Source organism: Paenibacillus dendrobii (assembly GCF_009807035.1).
In the GTDB taxonomy this organism is placed as follows: Bacteria; Bacillota; Bacilli; order Paenibacillales; family Paenibacillaceae; genus Paenibacillus_AQ; species Paenibacillus_AQ dendrobii.
Genome location: NZ_WUBI01000001.1, coordinates 220958 through 242671, shown reverse-complemented (window position 1 = coordinate 242671; position 21714 = coordinate 220958). Strand labels below are relative to the sequence as shown.

15 protein-coding genes are annotated in these 21714 nt (G+C 47.2%); 4 read left to right on the top strand and 11 right to left on the bottom strand.

What is annotated here, in order from left to right:
- Positions 1–6 precede the first annotated feature (6 nt).
- The 5 genes from GRF59_RS00945 to GRF59_RS00920 form a co-directional block, all read right to left on the bottom strand.
- The gene (locus GRF59_RS00945; protein WP_160495809.1) at positions 7–903 is read right to left on the bottom strand and encodes an ABC transporter permease; all 897 of its coding nucleotides are present in this window, start codon (positions 901–903) and stop codon (positions 7–9) included.
- A gap of 69 nt (positions 904–972) precedes the next feature.
- Positions 973–2616, bottom strand: a complete 1644-nt coding sequence (locus tag GRF59_RS00940; protein WP_160495808.1) for a type 2 periplasmic-binding domain-containing protein — start codon at positions 2614–2616, stop codon at positions 973–975.
- Between the two features lie 48 nt (positions 2617–2664).
- On the bottom strand, positions 2665–4296 hold the full coding sequence (locus GRF59_RS00935; protein ID WP_160498057.1) for a glycoside hydrolase family 13 protein: 1632 nt from the start codon (positions 4294–4296) through the stop codon (positions 2665–2667).
- Between the two features lie 226 nt (positions 4297–4522).
- Positions 4523–5530: a LacI family DNA-binding transcriptional regulator gene (locus GRF59_RS00930; protein WP_160495807.1), complete on the bottom strand. Its 1008-nt coding sequence runs from the start codon at positions 5528–5530 to the stop codon at positions 4523–4525.
- A gap of 714 nt (positions 5531–6244) precedes the next feature.
- Positions 6245–7993, bottom strand: a complete 1749-nt coding sequence (locus tag GRF59_RS00920) for a glycoside hydrolase family 2 protein (protein ID WP_160495805.1) — start codon at positions 7991–7993, stop codon at positions 6245–6247.
- A gap of 273 nt (positions 7994–8266) precedes the next feature.
- Between GRF59_RS00920 and GRF59_RS00915 the strand changes: the two genes are divergently transcribed.
- Positions 8267–9184: an ArsR/SmtB family transcription factor gene (locus GRF59_RS00915; RefSeq protein ID WP_160495804.1), complete on the top strand. Its 918-nt coding sequence runs from the start codon at positions 8267–8269 to the stop codon at positions 9182–9184.
- A 198-nt stretch (positions 9185–9382) separates the two neighbouring features.
- On the opposite strand, the gene lpdA is transcribed toward GRF59_RS00915, so the two are convergent.
- Positions 9383–10783, bottom strand: coding sequence for a dihydrolipoyl dehydrogenase (gene lpdA, locus GRF59_RS00910; protein ID WP_160495803.1), 1401 nt, complete (start codon positions 10781–10783; stop codon positions 9383–9385).
- 193 nt (positions 10784–10976) lie between these two features.
- Between lpdA and GRF59_RS00905 the strand changes: the two genes are divergently transcribed.
- A complete protein-coding gene (locus GRF59_RS00905) occupies positions 10977–11549 on the top strand; it encodes a TetR/AcrR family transcriptional regulator (protein WP_160495802.1) in 573 nt (190 codons plus the stop codon).
- A gap of 146 nt (positions 11550–11695) precedes the next feature.
- Here the strand turns inward: GRF59_RS00905 and GRF59_RS00900 are convergent, their stop codons facing one another.
- From GRF59_RS00900 to GRF59_RS00880, 5 genes are all read right to left on the bottom strand, one after another.
- Positions 11696–14515 carry a glycoside hydrolase family 2 TIM barrel-domain containing protein gene (locus GRF59_RS00900; RefSeq protein WP_160495801.1) on the bottom strand — a complete coding sequence of 940 codons (2820 nt, stop codon included), beginning with the start codon at positions 14513–14515 and terminating at the stop codon, positions 11696–11698.
- 69 nt (positions 14516–14584) lie between these two features.
- Positions 14585–15931, bottom strand: a complete 1347-nt coding sequence (locus tag GRF59_RS00895) for a glycoside hydrolase family 5 protein (protein ID WP_160495800.1) — start codon at positions 15929–15931, stop codon at positions 14585–14587.
- 25 nt (positions 15932–15956) lie between these two features.
- Positions 15957–16802: a carbohydrate ABC transporter permease gene (locus tag GRF59_RS00890; protein ID WP_160495799.1), complete on the bottom strand. Its 846-nt coding sequence runs from the start codon at positions 16800–16802 to the stop codon at positions 15957–15959.
- Between the two features lie 18 nt (positions 16803–16820).
- Complete coding sequence (locus GRF59_RS00885; RefSeq protein ID WP_160495798.1) at positions 16821–17711, bottom strand: carbohydrate ABC transporter permease; 891 nt, start codon at positions 17709–17711, stop codon at positions 16821–16823.
- 90 nt (positions 17712–17801) lie between these two features.
- Positions 17802–19094, bottom strand: a complete 1293-nt coding sequence (locus tag GRF59_RS00880; protein ID WP_160495797.1) for an ABC transporter substrate-binding protein — start codon at positions 19092–19094, stop codon at positions 17802–17804.
- Positions 19095–19347: 253 nt separating this feature from the next.
- On the opposite strand from GRF59_RS00880, the gene GRF59_RS00875 reads away from it, so the two are divergent.
- Positions 19348–20874 carry a sensor histidine kinase gene (locus GRF59_RS00875; RefSeq protein WP_160495796.1) on the top strand — a complete coding sequence of 509 codons (1527 nt, stop codon included), beginning with the start codon at positions 19348–19350 and terminating at the stop codon, positions 20872–20874.
- 12 nt (positions 20875–20886) lie between these two features.
- Positions 20887–21600, top strand: a complete 714-nt coding sequence (locus tag GRF59_RS00870) for a response regulator transcription factor (RefSeq protein WP_160495795.1) — start codon at positions 20887–20889, stop codon at positions 21598–21600.
- Positions 21601–21714 lie beyond the last annotated feature (114 nt).

Below are 21714 nucleotides of genomic sequence, written 5' to 3'. Positions count from 1 at the left end.
CCCCTTTTAAAAGATCCGCATTTTCACAAGTTTGATGGACAACTGATTAGCCGATAAAAGCAATGTAAGGGATACCACCGATTTTAATAAGCCAACTGCTGTAGCAAAGCTATACTGTTGTCCGAGCAGACCCACGCGGTATACATAGGTATCAATAACATCCCCAGTCTCATACACAATCGGATTGTATAGGGCAAAGATCTGGTCAAAACCGGCATTGAGAATGTTACCCAGATTAAGTGCTGAAATCAGCATGATGGTTGGTAAAATACCTGGAAGCGTGATATGTATTAACTGTTTAAACCGACTGGCGCCGTCAATCGAAGAGGCTTCATACAGACCGGGATCAATTCCTGTTAAGGCTGCTAAATACACAATCGCACCATATCCGAAACCTTTCCATACATCTGTTCCGATAATAATTTGTCTAAACCAGTTATTACTCGCCAAGAACAAGGTAGGATCTTTCCCCATGAACTGCAAGAACTGATTCACAGGCCCATGGTAATCAAATATGTTAATCACAACGGCTGCGACAACGGCCCAAGATAAGAAATTAGGCAAATAAACAATTGTTTGGATGGATTTCTTGGCCCATTTCAATCTGATTTCATTTAACAAAAGGGCAAATATAATAGGCACAATCGTTCCAAAAATAATCTTACCGAGAGCGATGACGACCGTATTCCTTAAAATCTTCATACTGTCGGGAATTTCCAACATATACTTAAAGTTGTCTAACCCAACCCATGCCGAACCAAAAATACCTTTGGCCGGAACATAATCCTGGAACGCCATCAGGATCCCGAACATAGGCACGAAACTGAAGACTATCAAAAAGATGATCCCTGGTGACATCATGAGATGGTATTCCAGCTGCCCCGCCTTATTTTTCCTTTTCATATTTATGCTCTTCCCCTCTTAAAAAGCAAAATCTGAAATGGGTACTATTGATTTGTACCCATTTCGGTATTATTTTTGTTTAATAGCCTCCGCTACTTCTTTCGTAATATCATTGCCTCCTGTTTTATTCCATGTGCTTACGAATGTATCGAAATAATCCAGTGATTCTTGACCTGTTACAATCTTCAGGAAAGTTTCGTCCTCCAACTTGACAAGATTAGCCCATTTTAGTTTCATGCTTTTGGTTTGGCCGAAAAATACAGGGTTTACTTCATTCACCTTCGTCTCAGCCATTAATTTTGCCCCAATCATTCTGGATGTATAGCCGCTCCATTGATTGGCATCTGCTTTCTCAGGATCTTTTAAATATTCCATTATTTTATTGTAAGAAGTCCGGTCATCAAGCGTTAAAGTATCCACTTTTTTCTCACCGTCAACGGCTGCTTTCAAATCCTTATACATTTGTCCTGTTGCATCATTAAAATTGATCCCTATGCCAAGCGGTTTTCCGCCATCAAATCCTCCAGTGATAAAATCAACAACCGGCTGATAGTTGAGATCCTCACGAACGAGCTTGTCGTTTAGCGCGCTGGCGATTTTCGGCAGAAGTTCCGGATGCTCAAATCCCTTCCTGACAACGTAGAATTCGGCGGCAGGATTTTGAGTATAAGCCGTAATTTCACCGCTGCCATCTTCCGAAATTATGTAGGGCTTCCAATCGGCACTGTTATTCTGACGTCTTGCATCATTCAGAGGATAATCTGCGGACCACCACGGTCCAAAAAAGGCGCCTGCTTCGCCACTTATAATCAAAGATTCAATGCTGTCTCGAACAGCCATTTGTGGATCAATTAGACCTTTTTTATACCAATCTGCCAGCAAACCTAACCCTTGCTTGGTTTCATCGGTAAGCGATCCATAAACCACCTGTCCATCCTGCTCAATCCATTGACGTGGGAAGGAATGATAGGTTGCGAAGATATTATCTGCTTGGAATAAAGATCCATATAAACCGCCAATCGATTTAGATAGTGCCAAGCCAACCGTTTTGCCCTTACCGTTTCCGCCAGGATCTTTTTGAATAAATGCTGTTAAAATCTGCTCCAGATCAGCAACAGTCTTTGGTTCAGCTAAGCCGAGCTTATCAAGCCAATCTTTACGCACCCACAGCATGGTAGGTATATTTGCATTCGAAGTCGAAGGCATAGCCATTAATTTGCCATCAAAAGTAGCTGCTTCCAGCGCTCGCCCATTGTAAGAGTCGTATTTTTCTTTCACAAGATCTGACGCGCTTGATTTATAGACTTCAGTCAAGTCAGCGATCATATCATTGTCTACCAATTGACGTAAAGTATCCGCACCGACAGACATCATGTCCGGTAAATCTCCAGAAGCAACCGCCATAGAAACCTTCTGATCATAGTTATCACCTGACTTGGCTTCAAACAAATCCTTACTTTGAACATTCAGCGTTTCTTTTAAGTACTGTGTATATGCATTATTCTCATAAGATTGACCTTCAGGTAATTTTGGAATACCTGGCGTGGACTTCCCTATGGTGTATGTAACGGTTTCAGCATATTTTCCGTAAGGAGTTAGTTCATCGCTTGTTGCCGTTGTCTTGGGTTCCGAGGAGCCTGCGCTTTTGGTGCACCCTGTAAAAACACTTACGGACATCATTAATACGAGAGCTGTTAACAAAAACTTTTTCATAAAAGTTATCTCCCATTCTTTATTTTTTGATAATGAGTACTCCAATCGTTACCGCCTGGGACAGATTTTCACAGCAAAAGCTTCATAGGGATGCAACATGAGTCGGTCAAAGTCAGCCGATGCTCTTTCATAATTGCTGATAATGACATCATCGCTGCTTCCAAGGTCAGACAACTGTAGAGATGCCTTCTCTTCCCCGAAGTTCGCTACAACCGCCCAAGTTTGGCCTTCATAATGCCTTAAATACATGAAAACTTGCTCCGGAACATCAGTTATTAATTCAAATTCTCCCCATACCACTATCGGATGATCTTTTCGCAACTGGATTAATTTCCGATAACAGGAAAGGATAGAATCCGGATTATCCAAGTTCGCTGCCACATTAATATCACTGAAGTTAGGATTTATGTGCAGCCATGGGGTCCCCGTTGTAAAACCCGCATTGGGCGTGTCGTTCCATTGCATCGGAGTTCTGGCGTTGTCACGTCCTTTGGAGTTGATGGAAGCCATTATTTCTTCTTTCTTATAACCGTTCGCTAGACGCTCATGGTACATGTTCACGCTTTCAATATCATTAATTTCACTAATGTCGCTGACGGGGTAATTGGTCATTCCAATTTCTTCGCCTTGATAGATGTAGGGAGTACCTTTCATGAAGTGAAGTATGATGGCAAACATTTTTGCGCTTTCTGTATGATAGGTTGTATCATTCCCCCACCGGGATACAATTCTTGGAAGATCATGATTATTCCAGAACAAACTATTCCAGCCCTCATCACCCAATGTGGTTTGCCACTTATTCAGGATCTGTTTCAATTCACTGACCCGTAGTGGCTTTAGATCCCATTTTTCTTTACCCTCCTGCTGATCCAAACCAATATGCTCGAATTGGAATACCATGGACAACTCTTTGCGTTTAGGATCCGAATACAATTTTGCAATTTCCGGCGTAGCCCCCCAGGTCTCTCCCACGGTCAAAACATCATGCTTTCCAAACGTCTCCTGGTTCATTTCTTGTAAATAATCATGCAGTTTCGGACCATTGCCCGTTATTTCCTGATCCGGAATTTTCCCAACCAAGTCAATCACGTCCATACGGAATCCACCCACGCCTTTGTCGAGCCAAAAGTTCATCATGTTCCATATTTCCTGTCTGACCTTTTCGTTCTCCCAGTTCAGGTCAGGCTGTTTTTTACTGAAGAGGTGCAAGAAATATTGACCGCTTGCTTCGTCAAATTCCCACGCAGAACCGCTAAACGTTGACCTTAGTGAATTAGGGACTTCACCATTTACCGGGTCTCGCCAAACATAATAATCGCGATATGGGTTATCCTTGCTTTTGCGGGATTCGATGAACCACTTGTGCTCATCCGATGTATGATTTACAACCAGATCCATAATGATTTTGATATTTCGTTCCTCTGCCTGCCTGATCAGTTCATCCATATCATCCATTGTGCCGAACTCTGTCATAATCGCTTGATAATCGCTAATATCATAGCCATTGTCATCGTTAGGTGATTGATATACCGGGCTAAGCCAGATCGCCGTAATGCCCAAATGCTCCAAATAATCCAACCGTTGAATAATACCTTTCAAGTCGCCTATGCCATCGCCATCGCTGTCTTGAAAACTGCGCGGATAAATCTGATAAATCACCGCAGTTTGCCACCACTTCATCTTCACTAGCTCCACTCCTGATTTTTTATTTAGGTAAACGTTTACGTAAAACTTAAAACAAATTGACTCTCTTTTCATATTCATCAACTCTTACCAAAATGGTAATCGATGACTTCATATCGAGATGATGAAACAGAACCACCACCTTTCCAAAGTTTGCTAGTTAATGAAATTTAACAACGAACGTAAACGTTTACTTAATAGTGAAAAAGAGAGGTTTATCTCTTTAACCCTTCGATCGAACCGTCTGTCTTTCCACGATATGATGGCTCACGATACTGCTGGAAACATTCTGTGAATCCTCAATTAATGCGATCAATTTATCTGAAGCAAGACATCCTATCTGAGCAAGAGGCTGATGTATCGTCGTTAACGGAGGAAAGACTGATTTGGACAAGGTTAAATCATCATAACCTATGATGGATAGATCATCAGGAATCCTCATCCCCTTCTCAAAAACAGCCCCCATGGCTCCAATAGCCATCTCGTCGCTAGCTGCAAACAAAGCCGTGAAGGATGGTGCTTCCGCCAGCAACGACTCCATCGCTCTGCGACCGCTTTCCCAATGGAAATCTCCGTAAGCTACCCTGGATTCCAAGAACTCGATTCCATGATCCTCCAAGGCCTGACGATACCCTTCCATGCGCGGAGCCCCTGCAATCGGGTCCCACAAGTGCCCGCTAATCATAGCAATTTCGCGATGACCCTTCTCAATTAAATAAGCGGTTGCTTGATAAGCTGCTTGCCGATCATCTACCTTAACGTAGGGAATCATATGTTTGTGGGATTGAGTATTGACCAGGACCACTGGTATGCTCATTTCTTTTAGTGCCTGATAATACTCATCCTTAAGAACTTCACTTGTAAATACGATTCCGTCCACCTGTTTTTCACGAAGGACTTGCAAATATTTCATCGTTCTTTTGCCATCTTCGGCTGTGTTGCAAACAATAACACTGAATCCTTTCTCGTGGGCGACTTCCTCAATACCGTGCAGAATTTCCGATGAGAAACCGCTAGAGACATTGGGAAACAGAACACCTATCGTTTGCGTTCGTTTGTTGATGAGTCCTCGAGCGATTGCATTAGGATGATATCCGAGCTCTTCAATGGCTTGAAGTACCTTTTGTTTGGTTTTATCGGAGTAACCTGAAAGATTATGAAGGACCCGGGAAACGGTAGCCACCGATACATTCGCTGCTTTTGCTACATCTTTGATTGTTGGAACATACATAAATTATCCTCATCATTCTATTTTGAATTCAATTCAGTAAACGTTTAACTGAAGTATAATAACTCCATTTTATTTTGTCAACGTTTTCAATAAATACGGTAAGAAAGTCGTAAAAATACAATACACTCTAAAAAACACAAGAAATAGCGGTATCCGCATCTTGCGTTTTTTTATCTCTACTGTTACATCCTAATCGTCTAGGTAAATGAAGTATTAACTTTCGGGATTGAATTCTTATTAAATGAAACAATGCAATCGCGTCCTTTCTATCACATGATAATCATCAAGGACGAGAATGAATGGGTCCGGCATGGCGGTCATTTCATCGAGCAATGTTGCCTTAACCGTGTCCATCGGCAGGGAATGCGTAGCTTGGAGCATATTCAGCATGCCGTCTCCAACATTCATCCCGATGCCTTGTAATGCAGCGATAAGATATGTTACAAATCGAGCGGGATCCTGATCCGCCTCGTCCAATGACAGCCAAGCTGCAGCGGGATATATAATTTAGTGGGCAAGATATGCTCTGGCATGACAACCACCATTCCGTGCCGTTCCATGCGGCGAATTGATATGTATGTGTATGTTCGACGATCGTACGGATTTTCCTTTAACAGCAAAAAGCTGTCCTACATCTGACCGGTCATCAGAATGCTGGACAGCTTGATTATGCAGAGCCTTCTTACCTCAGCAGCAAAATTCGGGCAAGCCGCTCTAGTCTTCGATCGCAGCCTTACGCGAATTGATCCGGCGAATCATTTCGGGATCGAATTTTGCTCGTCTGTCATACGTATACAGCCCGTTCACTTCCTGCTCCACGTCGTATAACTGGGTATAGCAAAATCCGAACATCATCGGATGATCCAGCAGGGCACTCGTCAACCCCTCATAACGTTCGATAAACGCTTCCTCGGATAGCGGTCTGTCGCCGTAACCCCAAGCTTTATCGTCCTTCTGATCCGGATTCCACCAAATTCCGCCGTACTCGCTGATGAAATAAGGCTGTCCTTCATACTTCTGTCGGTCCGGAAACGTATTGTAGACTTCTCCGCCGTCTTTCATCGCTTCGTATCTAGCCCGGAACGTTTGCGGATTCTGATCATAATCATGGAGATCGAAAATATCCGTCACGACATGAAAATTGCCGCTGGTGTCGATCACAGGACGCGTAGGATCCATTCGTTTGGTTACCTCGTACACGATGCGCAGTACATCGTTATGCTGTTTGGCACCGTCCATATCCCATGTCTCGTTAAAAGGGCACCAGCCGATGAGCGCAGGATGATTGAAATCGCGTTCGATTCCTTCCAGCCATTCCGGCAAAAACGAAGCCAGGCTTTCCGCCCCGGTAATGTCCAGCCCCCAATTCGCATGCTCTCCCCAAACCAGATATCCGAGGCGATCCGCCCAGTACAAAAAGCGTGGCTCAAACATCTTTTCGTGAAGTCTGGCGCCGTTAAAGCCCAGCCCCATCGATATCTCGATATCTTTACGGAGATCCTCATCGCTTGGTGCGGTATAGACGCCATCAGGGTAAAATCCTTGATCCAGCACCAAACGCTGAAATACCGATTTTCCATTGATTCGAAAAGCCATTCCATCTAGCCTTACGGTTCTTAGGCCAAAATACGATTGTACGTCATCCCCCACTTGCCCCTGATGCTGCAGGGATAATTCCAGATCATATAATTGGGCGTTGCCGACCTCCCAGAGGTGAATGTCTGACAACGGGATCGTCAGTTTAACGGAAGGTCCGGATACGATCGCGCCGGCATTCCCGACAAGCTTCCCATTAAAATTGGCGGAAGCGGTAAGCTGTTCTCCTGCAGCGTTTCCGTTGATCTTCACGTCCAGATGCACGCAGCCGTTGTCCGGATCAGGCACCACTTGCATATCAGATAAGTAGGCCTCCGGCACTTGCTCCAGCCATACGGTTTGCCAAATTCCCGTCGTGCGCGTGTAGTCGCAGCCATGCGAGTAGAATCTTCCGCTTTGTTTCCCGCGGGGCTGACGTCCGGAGCGGGCATCATCTTCCGCATACACCGTAATGACATTCGTGCCCGACGATACGGCTGAAGTAATATCAAAGGAAAAGGAGCTATATCCTCCCCGGTGTTTACCGACGGATATCCCGTTCACCCATACTTCGGACTCGTAATCGACTGCACCAAAGTGAAGCAAGATTCTGCCGTTCAGCCAATTTTCCGGTACCGAAACTTCCCTTTTATACCAGACTGCCGCCATAAAATCTTTATGTTCCACGCCGGACAGCTTGCTTTCCGGACAGAACGGAACCGTAATCTTTCCGGACAAATCATGCCCGGATTCCTGATATCCGCGTTCTTTCCCGCTTTTGCCGTGATCGATTTCAAATTGCCAAGAACCATTCAAATTGATCCATTCTTGTCTCACCCATTGTGGACGGGGATATTCTGGACGCGGAAGTGTTGACGTATCAGACATTTCAGACAACTCCTTTTGCGGATGTATTGTAATTAGCGAACCAAATCCAAAGTTACAACGATCAATAAAAGCTTATATGATGATGCCACGCACTGCTGGGGTATCCCATTATCTCCTTTCTTTTAGTTAACTAATACATTAATTATTAATCTATAAATATTCAAATAGATATTAAAATATAGGTTATAATTAGTCAATGGTAATCTTGTTTGGTTAATTGATTAGTTATACAATGGTTGATATTCGCTGCAATGATAAAGGTGGAAAACACAAATGGAAATCAAGGTAGCTCAAGAAAATCTTAATTTATTCGTCGCATTGGCATCGGAAACCCGGATCCGAATGATCGAAATGCTCCGAAAGGAAAACCTCAACATTAGAGAGATGGCCCAGCGGTTGAACATGTCTTCCGCTATCGTGACCAAGCATGTCCAGCAGCTGGAAGAGGCCGGGATCATACATACAGAGATCATCGCGGGTAAACGCGGCATGCAAAAGCTGTGCTCCCTTCGGATGGATCAGGCGACATTAATTTTTAAACCGGAGGGCACGTTTGAAGAACAAACAGCGGATCGGGATTCGTATTCCGTGAACGTTCCCGTCGGACAATACAGCGATTATCAAGTCAAACCCACATGCGGTCTCGTATCGGAAACAAAACTGATCGGGATGGTCGATGACCCGCGGTATTTTGCCGAGCCAGAGCATGTAAAGGCCCAGCACATTTGGTTCGCCAGCGGCTATGTCGAGTACCGCATACCGAATTACGTGTCCGGCAGAAACAGCATCACCAGTCTTCGCGTCTCGCTGGAAATTTGTTCGGAAGCGCCAGGATATGCGGAGGATTGGGCATCGGACATCACGTTTTCGGTCAACGAAGTTCCCGTCTGCGTATGGACGTCTCCGGGCGACTTCGGCAAAATGAGGGGCAAACTAACTCCGTCGTGGTGGGAGGAGGGCAGCACCCAGCATGGTCTGCTGAAGACACTGCTCGTAACATCTTCTGGTACCTATATGGATGGAGTCCTAATGTCCGATGTGTCCGTACAGAATCTGCCGATCCAGCCCGGAGAGGAAATCAGATTACGCATCAGTTCCCTGGAGGATGCCAGAAATCCGGGCGGAGTCAGCCTGTTCGGCAGGTATTTCGGCAATTACGAGCAGGATATTCAAGTGAAAATCAGTTATTAATCGCTATAACATCAAGCATCAAAAACACAAAAAAAACGGATGCTGTTCAGCAATCGTTTTTTTGTGTGTGAGGCCATATTCAATTTCAGACGCTGCTCCGTTTCGAGGTCGATCCCATGCCACTGAATTTTCAGAGATCAACAGGAAGGCCTGGTCTTCTATGCTTCACAGACCTCTCTCCTCTACGCCCATATGATTCTAGACTTTTTGCTCTTTTTTACGGTGAACCGTGATGGTTCTAACGGCGTTCTCGGCTGCCTCCATAATGATCTCTCCCAATGTAGGATGCGGGTGTATGGTCAAAGCCAAATCCTCCACAGTGGCTCCCATCTCAATCGCCAATGCAAGCTCTGAAATGAGCGTTGAGGCTTCTGCGCCAACGATTTGAGCCCCCTTTACGATGCCCGAGGCCTGATCCGCAATAATTTTGACGAACCCTTCGGTCTCTTTCAGTGCCAATGCTCTGCCGTTAATGGAAAATGAGGATTTGCCTGTAATGACCGGAATCCCCGCGGCCTTACTCTCTGTTTCCGTTAAACCGACACTGGCCAGCTCCGGTTCGGAGAATACGACAAGAGGCATCGCTTTGTAATCCACCACAGCGGGTTTACCCGCTATAGCTTCTGCCGCAACCTTGGCTTCATAGGAAGCTTTATGGGCAAGTGCTGGCCCTCCCGTAATATCGCCGATAGCGAAAATATGCGGAATGGCCGTTTGGCACTGTTGATCCGTTTCGATGAGTCCTCTTGCCGTTACCTGCAATCCGATTTGCTCCAAGCCTAAACTTCCGTCCGTATTCGGTTTTCTTCCAACGGTCACTAGCGCAAACTCCGCTCTTATCAAATGCGGCTCTTCGTTTTTTAAATAATGGATTGTGAGTCCGTCCGCATCCTGTTCCGCTTTAACGGCTATCGCCTCCGTAACGATCGTTATACCGTCAGCGTTCAGTTGGCGGATAACAGGAGCCGCAAGGTCTGCCTCAAACCCGGGCAGCACTTGTTCTCCTCCCTCCAGAATCGTTACCTTCGTGCCGAATTTGGCATACATCTGTCCCAGTTCAACGCCGATATAACCGCCACCGATCACGACAAGGCTGGTTGGAACTTGAGAAAGAGACAAAGCTTCCGTGGAAGATAAGATCCGTTCGCCGAACGGCAGTGCCTTCAGTTCAATCGGACGAGACCCTGTCGCCAATATCGCGTTTACAAAAGAAACCTTTTGTTCCGTTCCCGATTGCGTCACCGCAGCCGTATGGTCATCGAGAAAACGGGCCTCTCCTTCGAGAATCGTCACTCCAGCGTTCTTAAGCAGATAGCGGACTCCTCCGGCTTGCTTGTTCACGACGGCTTGTTTGAAAGCCTGGGCATCTTCAAAGAAAACTGAAGCAACCTCGCAATTCCGTTGCTCGCGCCATTTATAGCGATGCGCTTCCCCGATCAATGCTTTCGAAGGAATGCAGCCCACATGAGTGCAAACTCCACCAATCTGTTCTCTTTCGACAATTGCCGTTTTCATTCCAAGCTGCGCCGACCGCAGCGCCGCAACGTAACCTCCGGGACCCGACCCAATCACTAAAGTGTCAATCGTTAGATGGCTCATATTCTTATGCCTCCCAAGTTAAAATATGATGAACATAATATATTATAGTCATCATATTTTGGAACGGTCAATAGTTCTTCTTCTTTTGCACTTTTGCAGCTAAAGGTTATGAAGAAGCAAATTGACATGCTTTATTATGATATCTATAATATTTTGAAGCTGGATTGATGAATTAAGGGAGTGAATGATACCCATGCCTTATCCCGAAGGCCACAAAATGAAAGTTCGAAGCCGTATCATCGAAAGTGCTGCCAAAGCTTTTCGCACGAACGGAATCAAGGACATCAGCGTACCCTACATCATGAAAGGAGCCGGCCTGACTCACGGAGGATTCTATGCTCACTTCGACAACAAAGAACAGCTGGTTTCCGAAACCTGCCGATTCGCCATAAGCGACACGATTACACTTTTGCAGAAAGCGGCTGACCAGGAGAAGCAGGAACCCAAGATCCATGCGGTCATTAACCTATATCTAAGCCCGTCTCATCGCGATCAAAAGGAGATAGGCTGCATTTTGCCTGCTCTTTCCGGTGAAGTATCCCGCGCATCCGAAGAAGTGCGTCAGGTCTTCACTCACGAATTGCAACGAATGATCGATTTTATCTCCGATTTGGCAGAAATCGATCAATCCATTGGCAGTGCTGTACTCAGCACCATGGTCGGAACCATTGTACTGGCGAGATCCGTGAATGATTCGGAGCTGAGTGACAGCCTCCTATCGTCAGGAAGGCAGCATGCCAAAGAAATCATAAAGCTTAGCCGATGACTCTTCGCTGCCAAGATGAAACGGGGGTTATATTGCGTCCTTGTTAGAGAACGCCATACAAATACAAACCCACGCCAATTGGCGTGGGTTTGATAATTCCATTTTCCAAAACTAACTTATATTCAGACCTGTAACGCAAGTAAATCTTACGTATTGTAATGCAGCATTCCCTGCAGGACATCCAGCGGAATGCTGACTTCGGGATGAAACGCATCCGATTTCATATAGTTGACCATGCTATACAGGAGCTGTCGCCCTTCCGGTACGGCTATCATTTTGTCGTAATCGAGTGCGCTAAACATGACGCGCCCGTTCAGCACCCGGAACTCGAATATGAGGCCCAGCTTGTGATTGCGTTCAAAGTTATCTATTGTTTGAACGATAGGCTGCAGTTGCCCGGGCAGGTCGTCCATAATTATCGAGCCGGAATGCATCACGATGTTCCACCAAGGATAGGTAGAGTATTCCTCGCTGGGAAAATCCTTGAGCATGGGATGTTCCTTGTCGATGAGCAGGCCCATCGTACCGACAGGTACCGGTTTGTTCATGCTCTCCGAAATGGACCTGAACATGGGGTAACACCAGAAATCGGTGGAGTATAACCCTTCGATAGCATTCGATAATCCTCCCGGAGGTGGCATCAGCACTACATCCTCCCCGTTCTCCAATAGTGTGATAACGTCCTGGGATAGCTCCTTAACCAGTTGAATTCCGGTGAAATCAACGACTTGGCACTCCGGATAAATCCAGAGATCATACGTTTTATGAATATCCGTGCCTAAGATCATAAGCGACAGCTTCGCTTTCGTCATCTTCGCAACCCGAGGCATCATGAAATCGATTCGGCATAAAGAAAGATAATTCCCTTCTTCGCTTCCTGCCGGTACCTCTGCTTCCCCAGTTGAAAACGATGCCTGTTCCCCGCGCAGCTCCCACCGCAGCTTCCGCCCGGCAAGGGACTCCTCGCGGTAATAGCTGAGCTCAACCTCCGCCGCAAAAGCTTCCCCGGAACCATAATTGAACTTCTCGAACCGCGCCAGCAGCACGGCATCCGAGCAGAAGCTCCGCCATTCTTCCGGAGTTATCATTCCTTTGCTGTCCATGAAGGCATCCAGGATGCCGACCAATGCAGTCCCTTGACCGCTGAAATCCTGAAGGTCCAGCAGTTGAAAACCCGCCAGACGCTTGGAACGGAATGCGGCCTCCAGCTCTTCTTTGTAGCAGGCCACTGCCAGCTGTCCGGAGCACTCGAAGTACTTATCCGCCAGGTGTCCCAGACCTTTGGCTTCCAGCCGCTCGCGGAATACTTCGAAGTTTTTGGCTTTTAAGGGGCCCGCGTACTTCTCGATCTCCCCGAAATTCGGGAAGGTCGCGTACTGCCCGATCTCATGGGAGATCACCGGCACATGGGGAACCAGTTCCTTCGCCCCGGCGGATGCTTTCACGGTCTTTGTTCCAGTCCCGTATTGGATTTGAATTGATCCTTCGTCTTGAGTATCCTCCCGCTCGCCGGACGATGCTTCAGGGAAAATCTGCTCATCGTAGTCCTTCAGCGTATTCGGCTTGTCCGTCTGCACATGCCCTAGCGGTGCGTCGCACATGGCATACGAGCCTCTGAACAAGCGCTCCCTGGAAAAGCGGACCCCGCAAAAGAAATCATCCTCTTCCAGAATGACAGGCACGAACTGAAAATTGTTGGAGCCTTGCGTGTACAAATGGCGTTTATCATATGCCTTATACGCTTTGAGAATTCCGTTCAGTCTCTCCTTACTCCCCCACAGCTCGTTTCCGAGCGACATCATGACGAAAGACGGATGATTGCCGAAAGCTTTCAGCATGGCAAAGCCTTCGCTGACCAAATAATCCTGCTCCGCCTGGTTATGCTGCTCGTCGGACTCGTCCGTGATCGTTCCCCAGAACGGCAGCTCGGGCTCCATATAGATGCCGAGCATGTCCGCGGCGATAAAAGCCGCTTCAGGCGGGCAGCAGGTATGAAAGCGGTAATGATTGATGCCGTAGGATTGCGATATGCGTAAAATCCGAATCCATTCCTGTACATCCGTCGGGGCGTAACCGGTCAGCGGGAAGATGAGCCCGTCATGCTTGCCGCGCAAAAACGTCCGACGGCCGTTAATCGTGAACTTGTCTCCCTCGGCCTTGAAATCGCGCAATCCGATGACCAGCTCGTTGGAATCCAGCATTTCGCCGTCTTTTGCCAACAGTTGGATTCGGAGCTTATACAGATAGGGATGAGACTCGCTCCACAGCAGCGCATCCGCTCCCATAACGTATGCGATTTCAACCTTCTTCGATTGCAGTGTATATGCCTGCTGTTCTACGACATGGATACAATCGCCGTTAAAGCTCTCCGCCGAGACCGCGACGGATGTTCCTTCGTAAGCTCCGATCACATCTGCAACGAGCGTCACTGCCCGATTTTTCACATCCGTAAATGCCTGGATGTCTTCGAGATAAGCATCGCCGAAAAACTGCAGCTCCATCCGGCCGGTAATGCCGTTCCAGTTCGTCTGCGTATCAGCGGAGGTCAAATGTCCGCCTTTGGTCGGGTAATCGGTGTTGTCCACCCGTATGGTCAGAATATGCTTACCGGCGCTTAATCCGCTGATAAGATCGTAGCAATGCGGCGTGCTCAGGCTATTTTGCGTTCCGATCATGATGTCATCGATCCAGACCGTCGTCACGCGGGTCCGTTCCAGAAACAGTTTGCAAGGTCGTCCAGACCAACGAGCCGGAACTTCGATTTCCTTGGCGAACCAGGCAAAGCCTTCAAATGCGTATTCGTCCGTCAAGGCGCCGATCTGAACTTCTTCGTTCTGCTCCCCCTTACGAGCATGCGATGTCGTGTCCGGCAGATGCATGGAATCCTTATAGGGCTGCTTGAGGCCATGCTTTTGCGCGTCCAGCTGCAGGTTCCAGAGGCCTGCCAGGTTGATGCTGTCCAGCATATCTTATCTTCTCCTCCTCTCCGTTCATACAAATCTATTCAGGCTATTCCTCGTGATTACTCTATGATTCTATGCTTTTGTGTACTTCCGGATCAAGGTTGCCAGTTCGTCCCATTGCTCGCATTGATCCCAGTGGAATGATGCCGGCAGTTCATAGATCTCTTCCCAAGAGCGCTCCTGTAGGTACGGCTTCAAGTTCTGTTCGACGCAGATCACCTGCATGATGGTTCTCATGCGGAACTGCAGCGGATAACGCTCTTCCTTGGAAATCGGCTTGAAGTAAGTTTCAGCCATGAAATCCACCAGCGCTTCGCCCTTCTCCTGCTCCTGATGCTGATTCCATACCTGCTTGATCTGCTCGGTCAGCTGCCGCCACGGCGTATCCGCGCGCGGATAGACGATTCCCATCGTCGCGGCATCCTTGTAAGTCCACAGCGCCCAGGAAACATCGTTTTCCTCGCAGAGATCCAGCATGTCTTCGATGATGGCGACCTGAAAATCGATGTCTTCTTTCTCGAACACGAGCCCAAGCTCGCCGCACCAGATCGGACGCTTGTATTTTTCGCGAATCGTAATCAGCCGGTGGAACGCATCCGCGAATATTTCCTTCCGGCGCGCCCGTTCCATGTCATGCGTCAGCACGGCCGGCTCATCGACGAACGGATAGAAATGAAACTCGTAAGCCACCTGCGGATCATCGATCGGATCGATCATCGTAAAGTCGGTCGTAAAGGCATTGCCTTCGATGAAAATGATATGCCGGCTGTCCACTTTGCGGATTTCTGCGATGATTTTACGGTAAAACTCATTGAACACTTCTGCATTCGTTACCATGGAAGGCTCGTTTACGATATCATACGCGGCGACCCATGGCTGATCCTTGTAATGCTCCGCGATATGACCCCATAATCCGATGACGGTATCGCGTAGCGCTCCGTACTCCCAGAACAGCGGAAGACCGGAATAAGTGTCGCAGTGCCAATCCGGGTTTTGCCCGCCGGGCACCGAATGGAGGTCCAGAATCGCATAAATCTCGTACTTCTCGCACAGGGAAACGACATGGTCAAGATAGGTGAAGCCCTCGTTTTTATACGTTCCGGGATGCTGGTCATCGATAAAATATTTATAGTTGAACGGAAGCCGGATATGGTTCACGCCGATTTTTTTCAAAAATTCAAAATCTCTTTCATCGACGAACTCGAGCAAGAAACGGTCAAAAAACTTCTCGCTGCGCTCCTTTCCATACACATCGGCAAACGCCTTTTTAATCATCGTATCGGTACCCGGGAGTCCAATCATAAAATGCTCCAGGTTCATCCATGAGCCGAGACCGAAGCCCCGGAACACGATTTTTTCGCCGTTCACCGTGAAATCTTGCCCTGTTACCTGTACAAAATGGTTCGATAGAGTCGTCATGTAATAGCACCTCGAAATGAATTTGTTAGTTTTTCATGCCTGTCGTTGCCACGCTTTGAATAAAGAATCGTTCGCCGATCAGGAACACGATCACCATCGGAATGGTTGCGAACACGGTACCAGCCATCAGCAGGCCGTAATCTGTCGTATGCTCGGTTTGGAATGCTTTAAGCCCGAGCTGCAGCGTTTTGAGCGCATCGTCATTCAAATAAATCAACGGAGCAAGATAATCGTTCCACATGAAGGTGAACGTAAAAATACCCAGCGTAGAAAGACCCGGCGCGGATAATGGCATCATGATCTTCCAGAAAATTTTCCATTCGCTATAGCCGTCCACCCGTGCAGCTTCATTCAGCTCATTTGGCAGGCCCATAAAAAATTGACGCATCATGAAAATGCCAAATCCGCTAAACAACTGGATCAAAATGTAGCCGGTATGCGTGTTATACAAGCCCAGGCTGCTGACGACCGAAAATTGCGGTACCATAATCGAATGCCACGGCATCATCAGGTTGGTCATGAACAAAATGAAAATTACATTTTTAAACGGAATTTTCAGCTTCGCGAAAGCGTACGCGGACATGGAGCATATAATCACCTGCAATACGGTAATGATGACGGAAAGCTTGAAGGTGTTGAAGAAATATTTCGCGAACGGAATGGCGGTCCACACTTCCTTGTAGTTATCCAAATACAGCGTGTGCGGAATCCAGTTCATCGGGTTTTTGAACAGATCGACGTCCGTTCGCAGCGATGACGAAATCATCCATAAAAACGGAAAAAGAGTTACGATCGAAAAGATCACCAGTACGATTAGGAGTAATCCATAGAAAAGTTTGGACCTTTTTGATTTATTGATAACGTCCAGCATAGGTGCCTCTCCCTCCTCCTAGTAAGTAACCCATTTTTTCTCAAGCTTAAATTGAATCAAGGATATGATCATTATGATCAGGAAGAGAACGGTGGACATGGCTGCCGCGTATCCCATCCGGTAATTCATGAAGGCTTCCTGATAGATTCTGAATACCAGCACGTTGGTCGAGCGTCCCGGACCGCCGTTGGTCATGACGGAAACCAGATCGAACACCTGGAAAGAGTTGATAATGGTCAGGATCAGCACCATGAACAAGGTCGGCGACAAGCTCGGCAGCGTAATGTAGAGAAACTGCTGGAACTTGCTTGCACCGTCAAGCTTGGCCGATTCGTATAAATGTGTCGGAATGCCCTGAATGCCGGCCAGCAGGATGATCATGTAATAGCCGAAGCTTTTCCATACAGCGACCAAAACAATAGCCAGCAGTGCCCATGAAGAGGACATCAGCCATTCCGGAGGATTGGAAATCCCGATCGCCTTCAACATTTGATTGATCGGTCCGGAAATAGGGTTCAGCAGCAGACCCCAAACGATCGCAATCGATACCATCGACGTAATTTGCGGAAAGTAAAACGCCATACGCAAATATTTGCGAAGATGCAGCACATTGTTTAATGCAATCGCCGCTAGCAGAGCGAGCAGCATCGTCAACGGAACGAACAGCAACGTATAAATGAAGTTGTTTTTGAGCGAAATCAGAAAATAATCATCATGAAAGAGCTTCGAATAATTGTCGAAGCCGATGAAATTGGACTTCATGTTAAAGCCGCCGTAATCAGTAAAGCTCATAACAAAGCCGTAAATGAGTGGTATGAAAATAAAGACCGCGAACAAGACAAAGGCCGGAAGGATGAACATCGTCCCCGGAACGTATGACTTGAAGTTGTGCAGACGTTTACTTGCCATCGGAGTAACCTCCCTAAGATGTATTGCCTGATAAAACAACTTCGGCCTCCGTCATGTATAGAAGCGGAAGGCCGAAATGTTGATCTATCCCTACGGTTTAATGACGGATTCGCGCTGCTTCAGAAAATTTTGAATCGAGGCTTTGGAGTCCTGCTCCTGGAACAAGAACAAATCCCGCTGCTCGTTGAATACGCGGCCCACCTCATCGATGTGTTCCACAGGCTGATTCTCGACAACGGTGTTGGCTTCGAAGAAGTAACCGCTCCCCTCGATACCTGTCGCCTGAATAAAGGCTTCCTTCGTTTTATCGCTGGAGTATGCCGGAAGCACGCTGGATTCGGCGATGATCGACTCTCCTTCTTCACCGCTTACGAATTGCGCGAATTTATATGCCGCTTCGGCCTGTTTACTTTTCGGATTCACACCAATGAAGGTGCTCACGCCGCCGACCGTAATTGGATCTTTGGTACCTTCCGGCAATGGAAGGGGTGCCATATCGAACTTCATATCCGTTTTGCCAGCCGCGATATCCGCCTTCAGCATATTCAGCGTCCACTCACCGTTCACCAGCATGGCCACGTTGCCGCTCTCAAACTGCTTGATCCAATCGGTGCTTTCCGCTTTCATTTGCTTGTAGCTCATATGGGAAGCATCCTTATAGTACAAGCGGTCCAAGTAATCGAGCCACTCGGCTACGGGATCCAGGCTGTCATCCAGAATGGTTGCCCCTTTTTGAAGAGCTCCGAGCGGCGCTGTCAGCCAGTCGGCAAAATATCCGCCCCACTGCTTGTCCGCACCGTCACCTTTCGTCAAGCTTTTTGCCAGCTCGGCGTATTCCTCCCAAGTCATTTGCGAAGGATATGGAATACCTGCTTGATCGAAAAGGTCTTTGTTGTAGAACAATGCATATTCCGATGTGCGGTACGGAAGTGCGTAGTATTTGCCTTTGGTCAGCACGCCGGTAATATCCTGGAAGCTGGGGCCGTACGCCCCGACGTCCAGATTCCCCTCTTTGATCCGGTCCGTCAGGTCGAGCAGCTGACCTTTGGAGGAATACAAGCCCAAGCTGGAGGTTCCGTTGATGCTGTAAACATCCATTTTCGAGCCGCCGGACAGATTGTTCATGATTTTCGTGTTGTACTCGTCGGCATCGTTGCTGATCGTGGTCATATGCACTTCAACGTCGCTGTTCTTCGCGTTAAACGCATCAACGACCTTTTTCATATAGTCCTCTTCATCCGTCCAAGTGTAATATTCCAAGACCGCTTTATTGCTTCCGCCCTGATCGCTGGCGCCGTCGCTGCTGCCGGAGCCGCATCCGGTCAAGGCTGCGGTAAGGGCAGCTACCAATAGCAAGCTGATTGAACTTTTCTTTTTATTCATCTGAGCCCTCCTGTTTCTGTGTTATGCTTCTAGTTTAGACCTGTCGGTTGGAGGCTGTAAGGTTGAATTTTTATCCCCTTGAAAACGGAAGAAAACGGACATTGGGGGGCATATTTGGGGGTTATCGGGCCTACTTCACGGTGTACAGGGTTGATAAAACATCAACCTTTACATGAGAGGACAGGTTTTTATAAAATGACTGTATTTATGTATTTGATTCATATTTAGATCATTTTGGGAGAGGGTTGCTTCCATGTTTATTTTCTTGGTGTTTATCCTGTTCATATCTATATCCGTATTTTTCTTGATGCAGAAGAAGTATACGATCGCCACGCTGTTCATGCTGCTGATGGGCTTTTCCTATCTGATCGTGGTGTCATGCATTATTATTTACATGTCCAAAGACGGGTATTATTACAACCGACTGGGACAGTATTTCGGTATTAAGCAAGGTTTACAAAATCAACTGCTGTTTCTGCCGATTTCCCGGATGAACTTGATTCGCATTTTGAACCTGTTCACAATGTTGTTTCTGTACGCCGGGCTGTGTTCATCCATTTATTTCGCCTTTCACGTACAGCTTAAACGTAAACTGGCCCTTCTGGCCGCGCTGGCGGTTCCATGCGTCATGCAGGTGATCGTGTATGATCCGGCTTTTTATACACATATGTATTACTGGTTGTATCCTGACTATATGAGCTCGAAGGCTTTTACCTCAGCTTACGAGACGCTGCATCAGGTTACTTTTGTCGTGAATACCGTGTACATTGCGGCTGGAACGCTGCTCTTGATTTATGCCCTGTACGATGCGCCGAAAGTTCGCCAGATCCGGAGCAATATTTTTATCATACTGATCTCGTATGTGTCCGTGCAGGTAACGTATTACTACATGAATTATTGGGCGCCTGACGTGCTGATCAAGGTCTCTAAAGCCGCACATTTCGTGCGTTATAAGCCTTTGAATCTCGTAGGAAACCCTTCTATTTACACGCTGCTGCCTTATATCGCAGGACTTTGCTTATTGGTCAGCCTGTACAGCATCTATAACTACACGCGCATCCAAAACAGCATAAAAAATCAGGAATCGGTCATTTCCAAAAATATCGACTCCGCCCTCTTGACCTCCCGGGTGTTCAGCCATTATTTGAAGAACGAGCTGCTGGGTATCATGGCGCAGACGGAGATTCTCGAAATGATGTGCGAAAAGTCTCCGGAGGTGCTGGAGGAGATCCGTGTCATAGACCAGCGATGCCATAAGGTGTATGATCGTTTAGATGCGGTGCATCAAAAAACTCTAAAGTCTAAAATCGAGCTGGAACCCGTGATTGTAAACCAGCTGCTGGATAAACTATTGGAGGATATGCAGTCCGAACTGAAGCAAATCGAAGTTCAATACGCGCCGCCAAGCCGGCAGCTTGTGATTATGGCTGACCCTTATTATTTCTCACAAGCCGCCCAGAACATTCTGTCAAATAGCGTGGACGCGCTGGAATTCGTGCCTGACAAGTCCCGAAAGCTATCGATCGAGATCAACGTCAAAAACAAATGGGTCGAGCTGATTATTTCGGACAACGGGGCCGGGATCGCGGAGGAAAACCTGAAGAACATCTTCCAGCCCTTCTATTCCTCCAAGCCTACAGCCACAAATTGGGGCATGGGATTATCCATCTGCCATACCATTATTTCGGCGCATGGTGGTAAAATAAATGCAGAGAGTACACTCGGCGAGGGCAGCTCGTTTCATATCATTATGCCATTGCTGTCGATTGTGAAGAGTTAAAGGAGGTTCAGCATGAGTGCAGATCGGATCAAAGTACTTATCGTGGAGGACGATCCTTTAATTGGTAAGCGCTATCAAATGATACTGTCGAAAGATGAGGATATTGAATGCGTAGGCGTTGCCGCCAGCGGCTATGAAGGAACGATGCTCGCCGCGCTGAACAAGCCGGATATTATCCTGATGGACGTGGAGCTCGAGGATAAGCAGGCCGGGCTCCGGGCGACCGCCGAAATTTTGAATTATATGCCCGAGGTGAAGGTTGTCATGCTGACGGTATGCGAAACCGACGACACCGTCTTTCGCGCATTTGAACTGGGGGCGACGAATTATTTATTAAAAAACATGCCCGCAGGCGCCGTACTGGATGCCGTGAAGGATGCATATTATGATCGGTCCTCCTTACATGCCAACATCGCAGGCAAAATCACGCGCGAATTCAAGAGGATCAAAACGACGGAGGACAGCCTGCTGCATAACTTTACGATCCTCACACAACTGACGCCGACGGAGCTTGAGGTGTTGGAACTGCTGATGAAGGATTACACCCGCCAGGAAATTTGTAAAATGAGACATGTGGAGCAATCCACGCTCAAGACGCAGATCAACAGCATTTTGAGAAAATTCAATAAAAGCAGCGTCCAGGAAATCGTTCCTGTCCTGCGTGAGCTGCATATTCCGCAGATTCTCGCGCAAAGGAAAGGAACGTTACCCGTAGGCTCGAAATAATTCATATTAGGTTCAAATGTTTTTTAAGATCCTGTTTGTATTCTTCGTTCAGTCGCTCGATCAGGTGTGGGAAAAGAAAACTTTGACTCATGGCAGGGAAATATATATCCCTTT

Coding starts and splice junctions, on each gene's coding strand:
- GRF59_RS00945 (WP_160495809.1), bottom strand. CDS start 903: ATGAAAAGGAAAAATAAGGCGGGGCAGCTGGAATACCATCTCATGATG.
- GRF59_RS00940 (WP_160495808.1), bottom strand. CDS start 2,616: ATGAAAAAGTTTTTGTTAACAGCTCTCGTATTAATGATGTCCGTAAGT.
- GRF59_RS00935 (WP_160498057.1), bottom strand. CDS start 4,296: ATGAAGTGGTGGCAAACTGCGGTGATTTATCAGATTTATCCGCGCAGT.
- GRF59_RS00930 (WP_160495807.1), bottom strand. CDS start 5,530: ATGTATGTTCCAACAATCAAAGATGTAGCAAAAGCAGCGAATGTATCG.
- GRF59_RS00920 (WP_160495805.1), bottom strand. CDS start 7,993: ATGTCTGATACGTCAACACTTCCGCGTCCAGAATATCCCCGTCCACAA.
- GRF59_RS00915 (WP_160495804.1), top strand. CDS start 8,267: ATGGAAATCAAGGTAGCTCAAGAAAATCTTAATTTATTCGTCGCATTG.
- lpdA (WP_160495803.1), bottom strand. CDS start 10,783: ATGAGCCATCTAACGATTGACACTTTAGTGATTGGGTCGGGTCCCGGA.
- GRF59_RS00905 (WP_160495802.1), top strand. CDS start 10,977: ATGCCTTATCCCGAAGGCCACAAAATGAAAGTTCGAAGCCGTATCATC.
- GRF59_RS00900 (WP_160495801.1), bottom strand. CDS start 14,515: ATGCTGGACAGCATCAACCTGGCAGGCCTCTGGAACCTGCAGCTGGAC.
- GRF59_RS00895 (WP_160495800.1), bottom strand. CDS start 15,931: ATGACGACTCTATCGAACCATTTTGTACAGGTAACAGGGCAAGATTTC.
- GRF59_RS00890 (WP_160495799.1), bottom strand. CDS start 16,802: ATGCTGGACGTTATCAATAAATCAAAAAGGTCCAAACTTTTCTATGGA.
- GRF59_RS00885 (WP_160495798.1), bottom strand. CDS start 17,711: ATGGCAAGTAAACGTCTGCACAACTTCAAGTCATACGTTCCGGGGACG.
- GRF59_RS00880 (WP_160495797.1), bottom strand. CDS start 19,094: ATGAATAAAAAGAAAAGTTCAATCAGCTTGCTATTGGTAGCTGCCCTT.
- GRF59_RS00875 (WP_160495796.1), top strand. CDS start 19,348: ATGTTTATTTTCTTGGTGTTTATCCTGTTCATATCTATATCCGTATTT.
- GRF59_RS00870 (WP_160495795.1), top strand. CDS start 20,887: ATGAGTGCAGATCGGATCAAAGTACTTATCGTGGAGGACGATCCTTTA.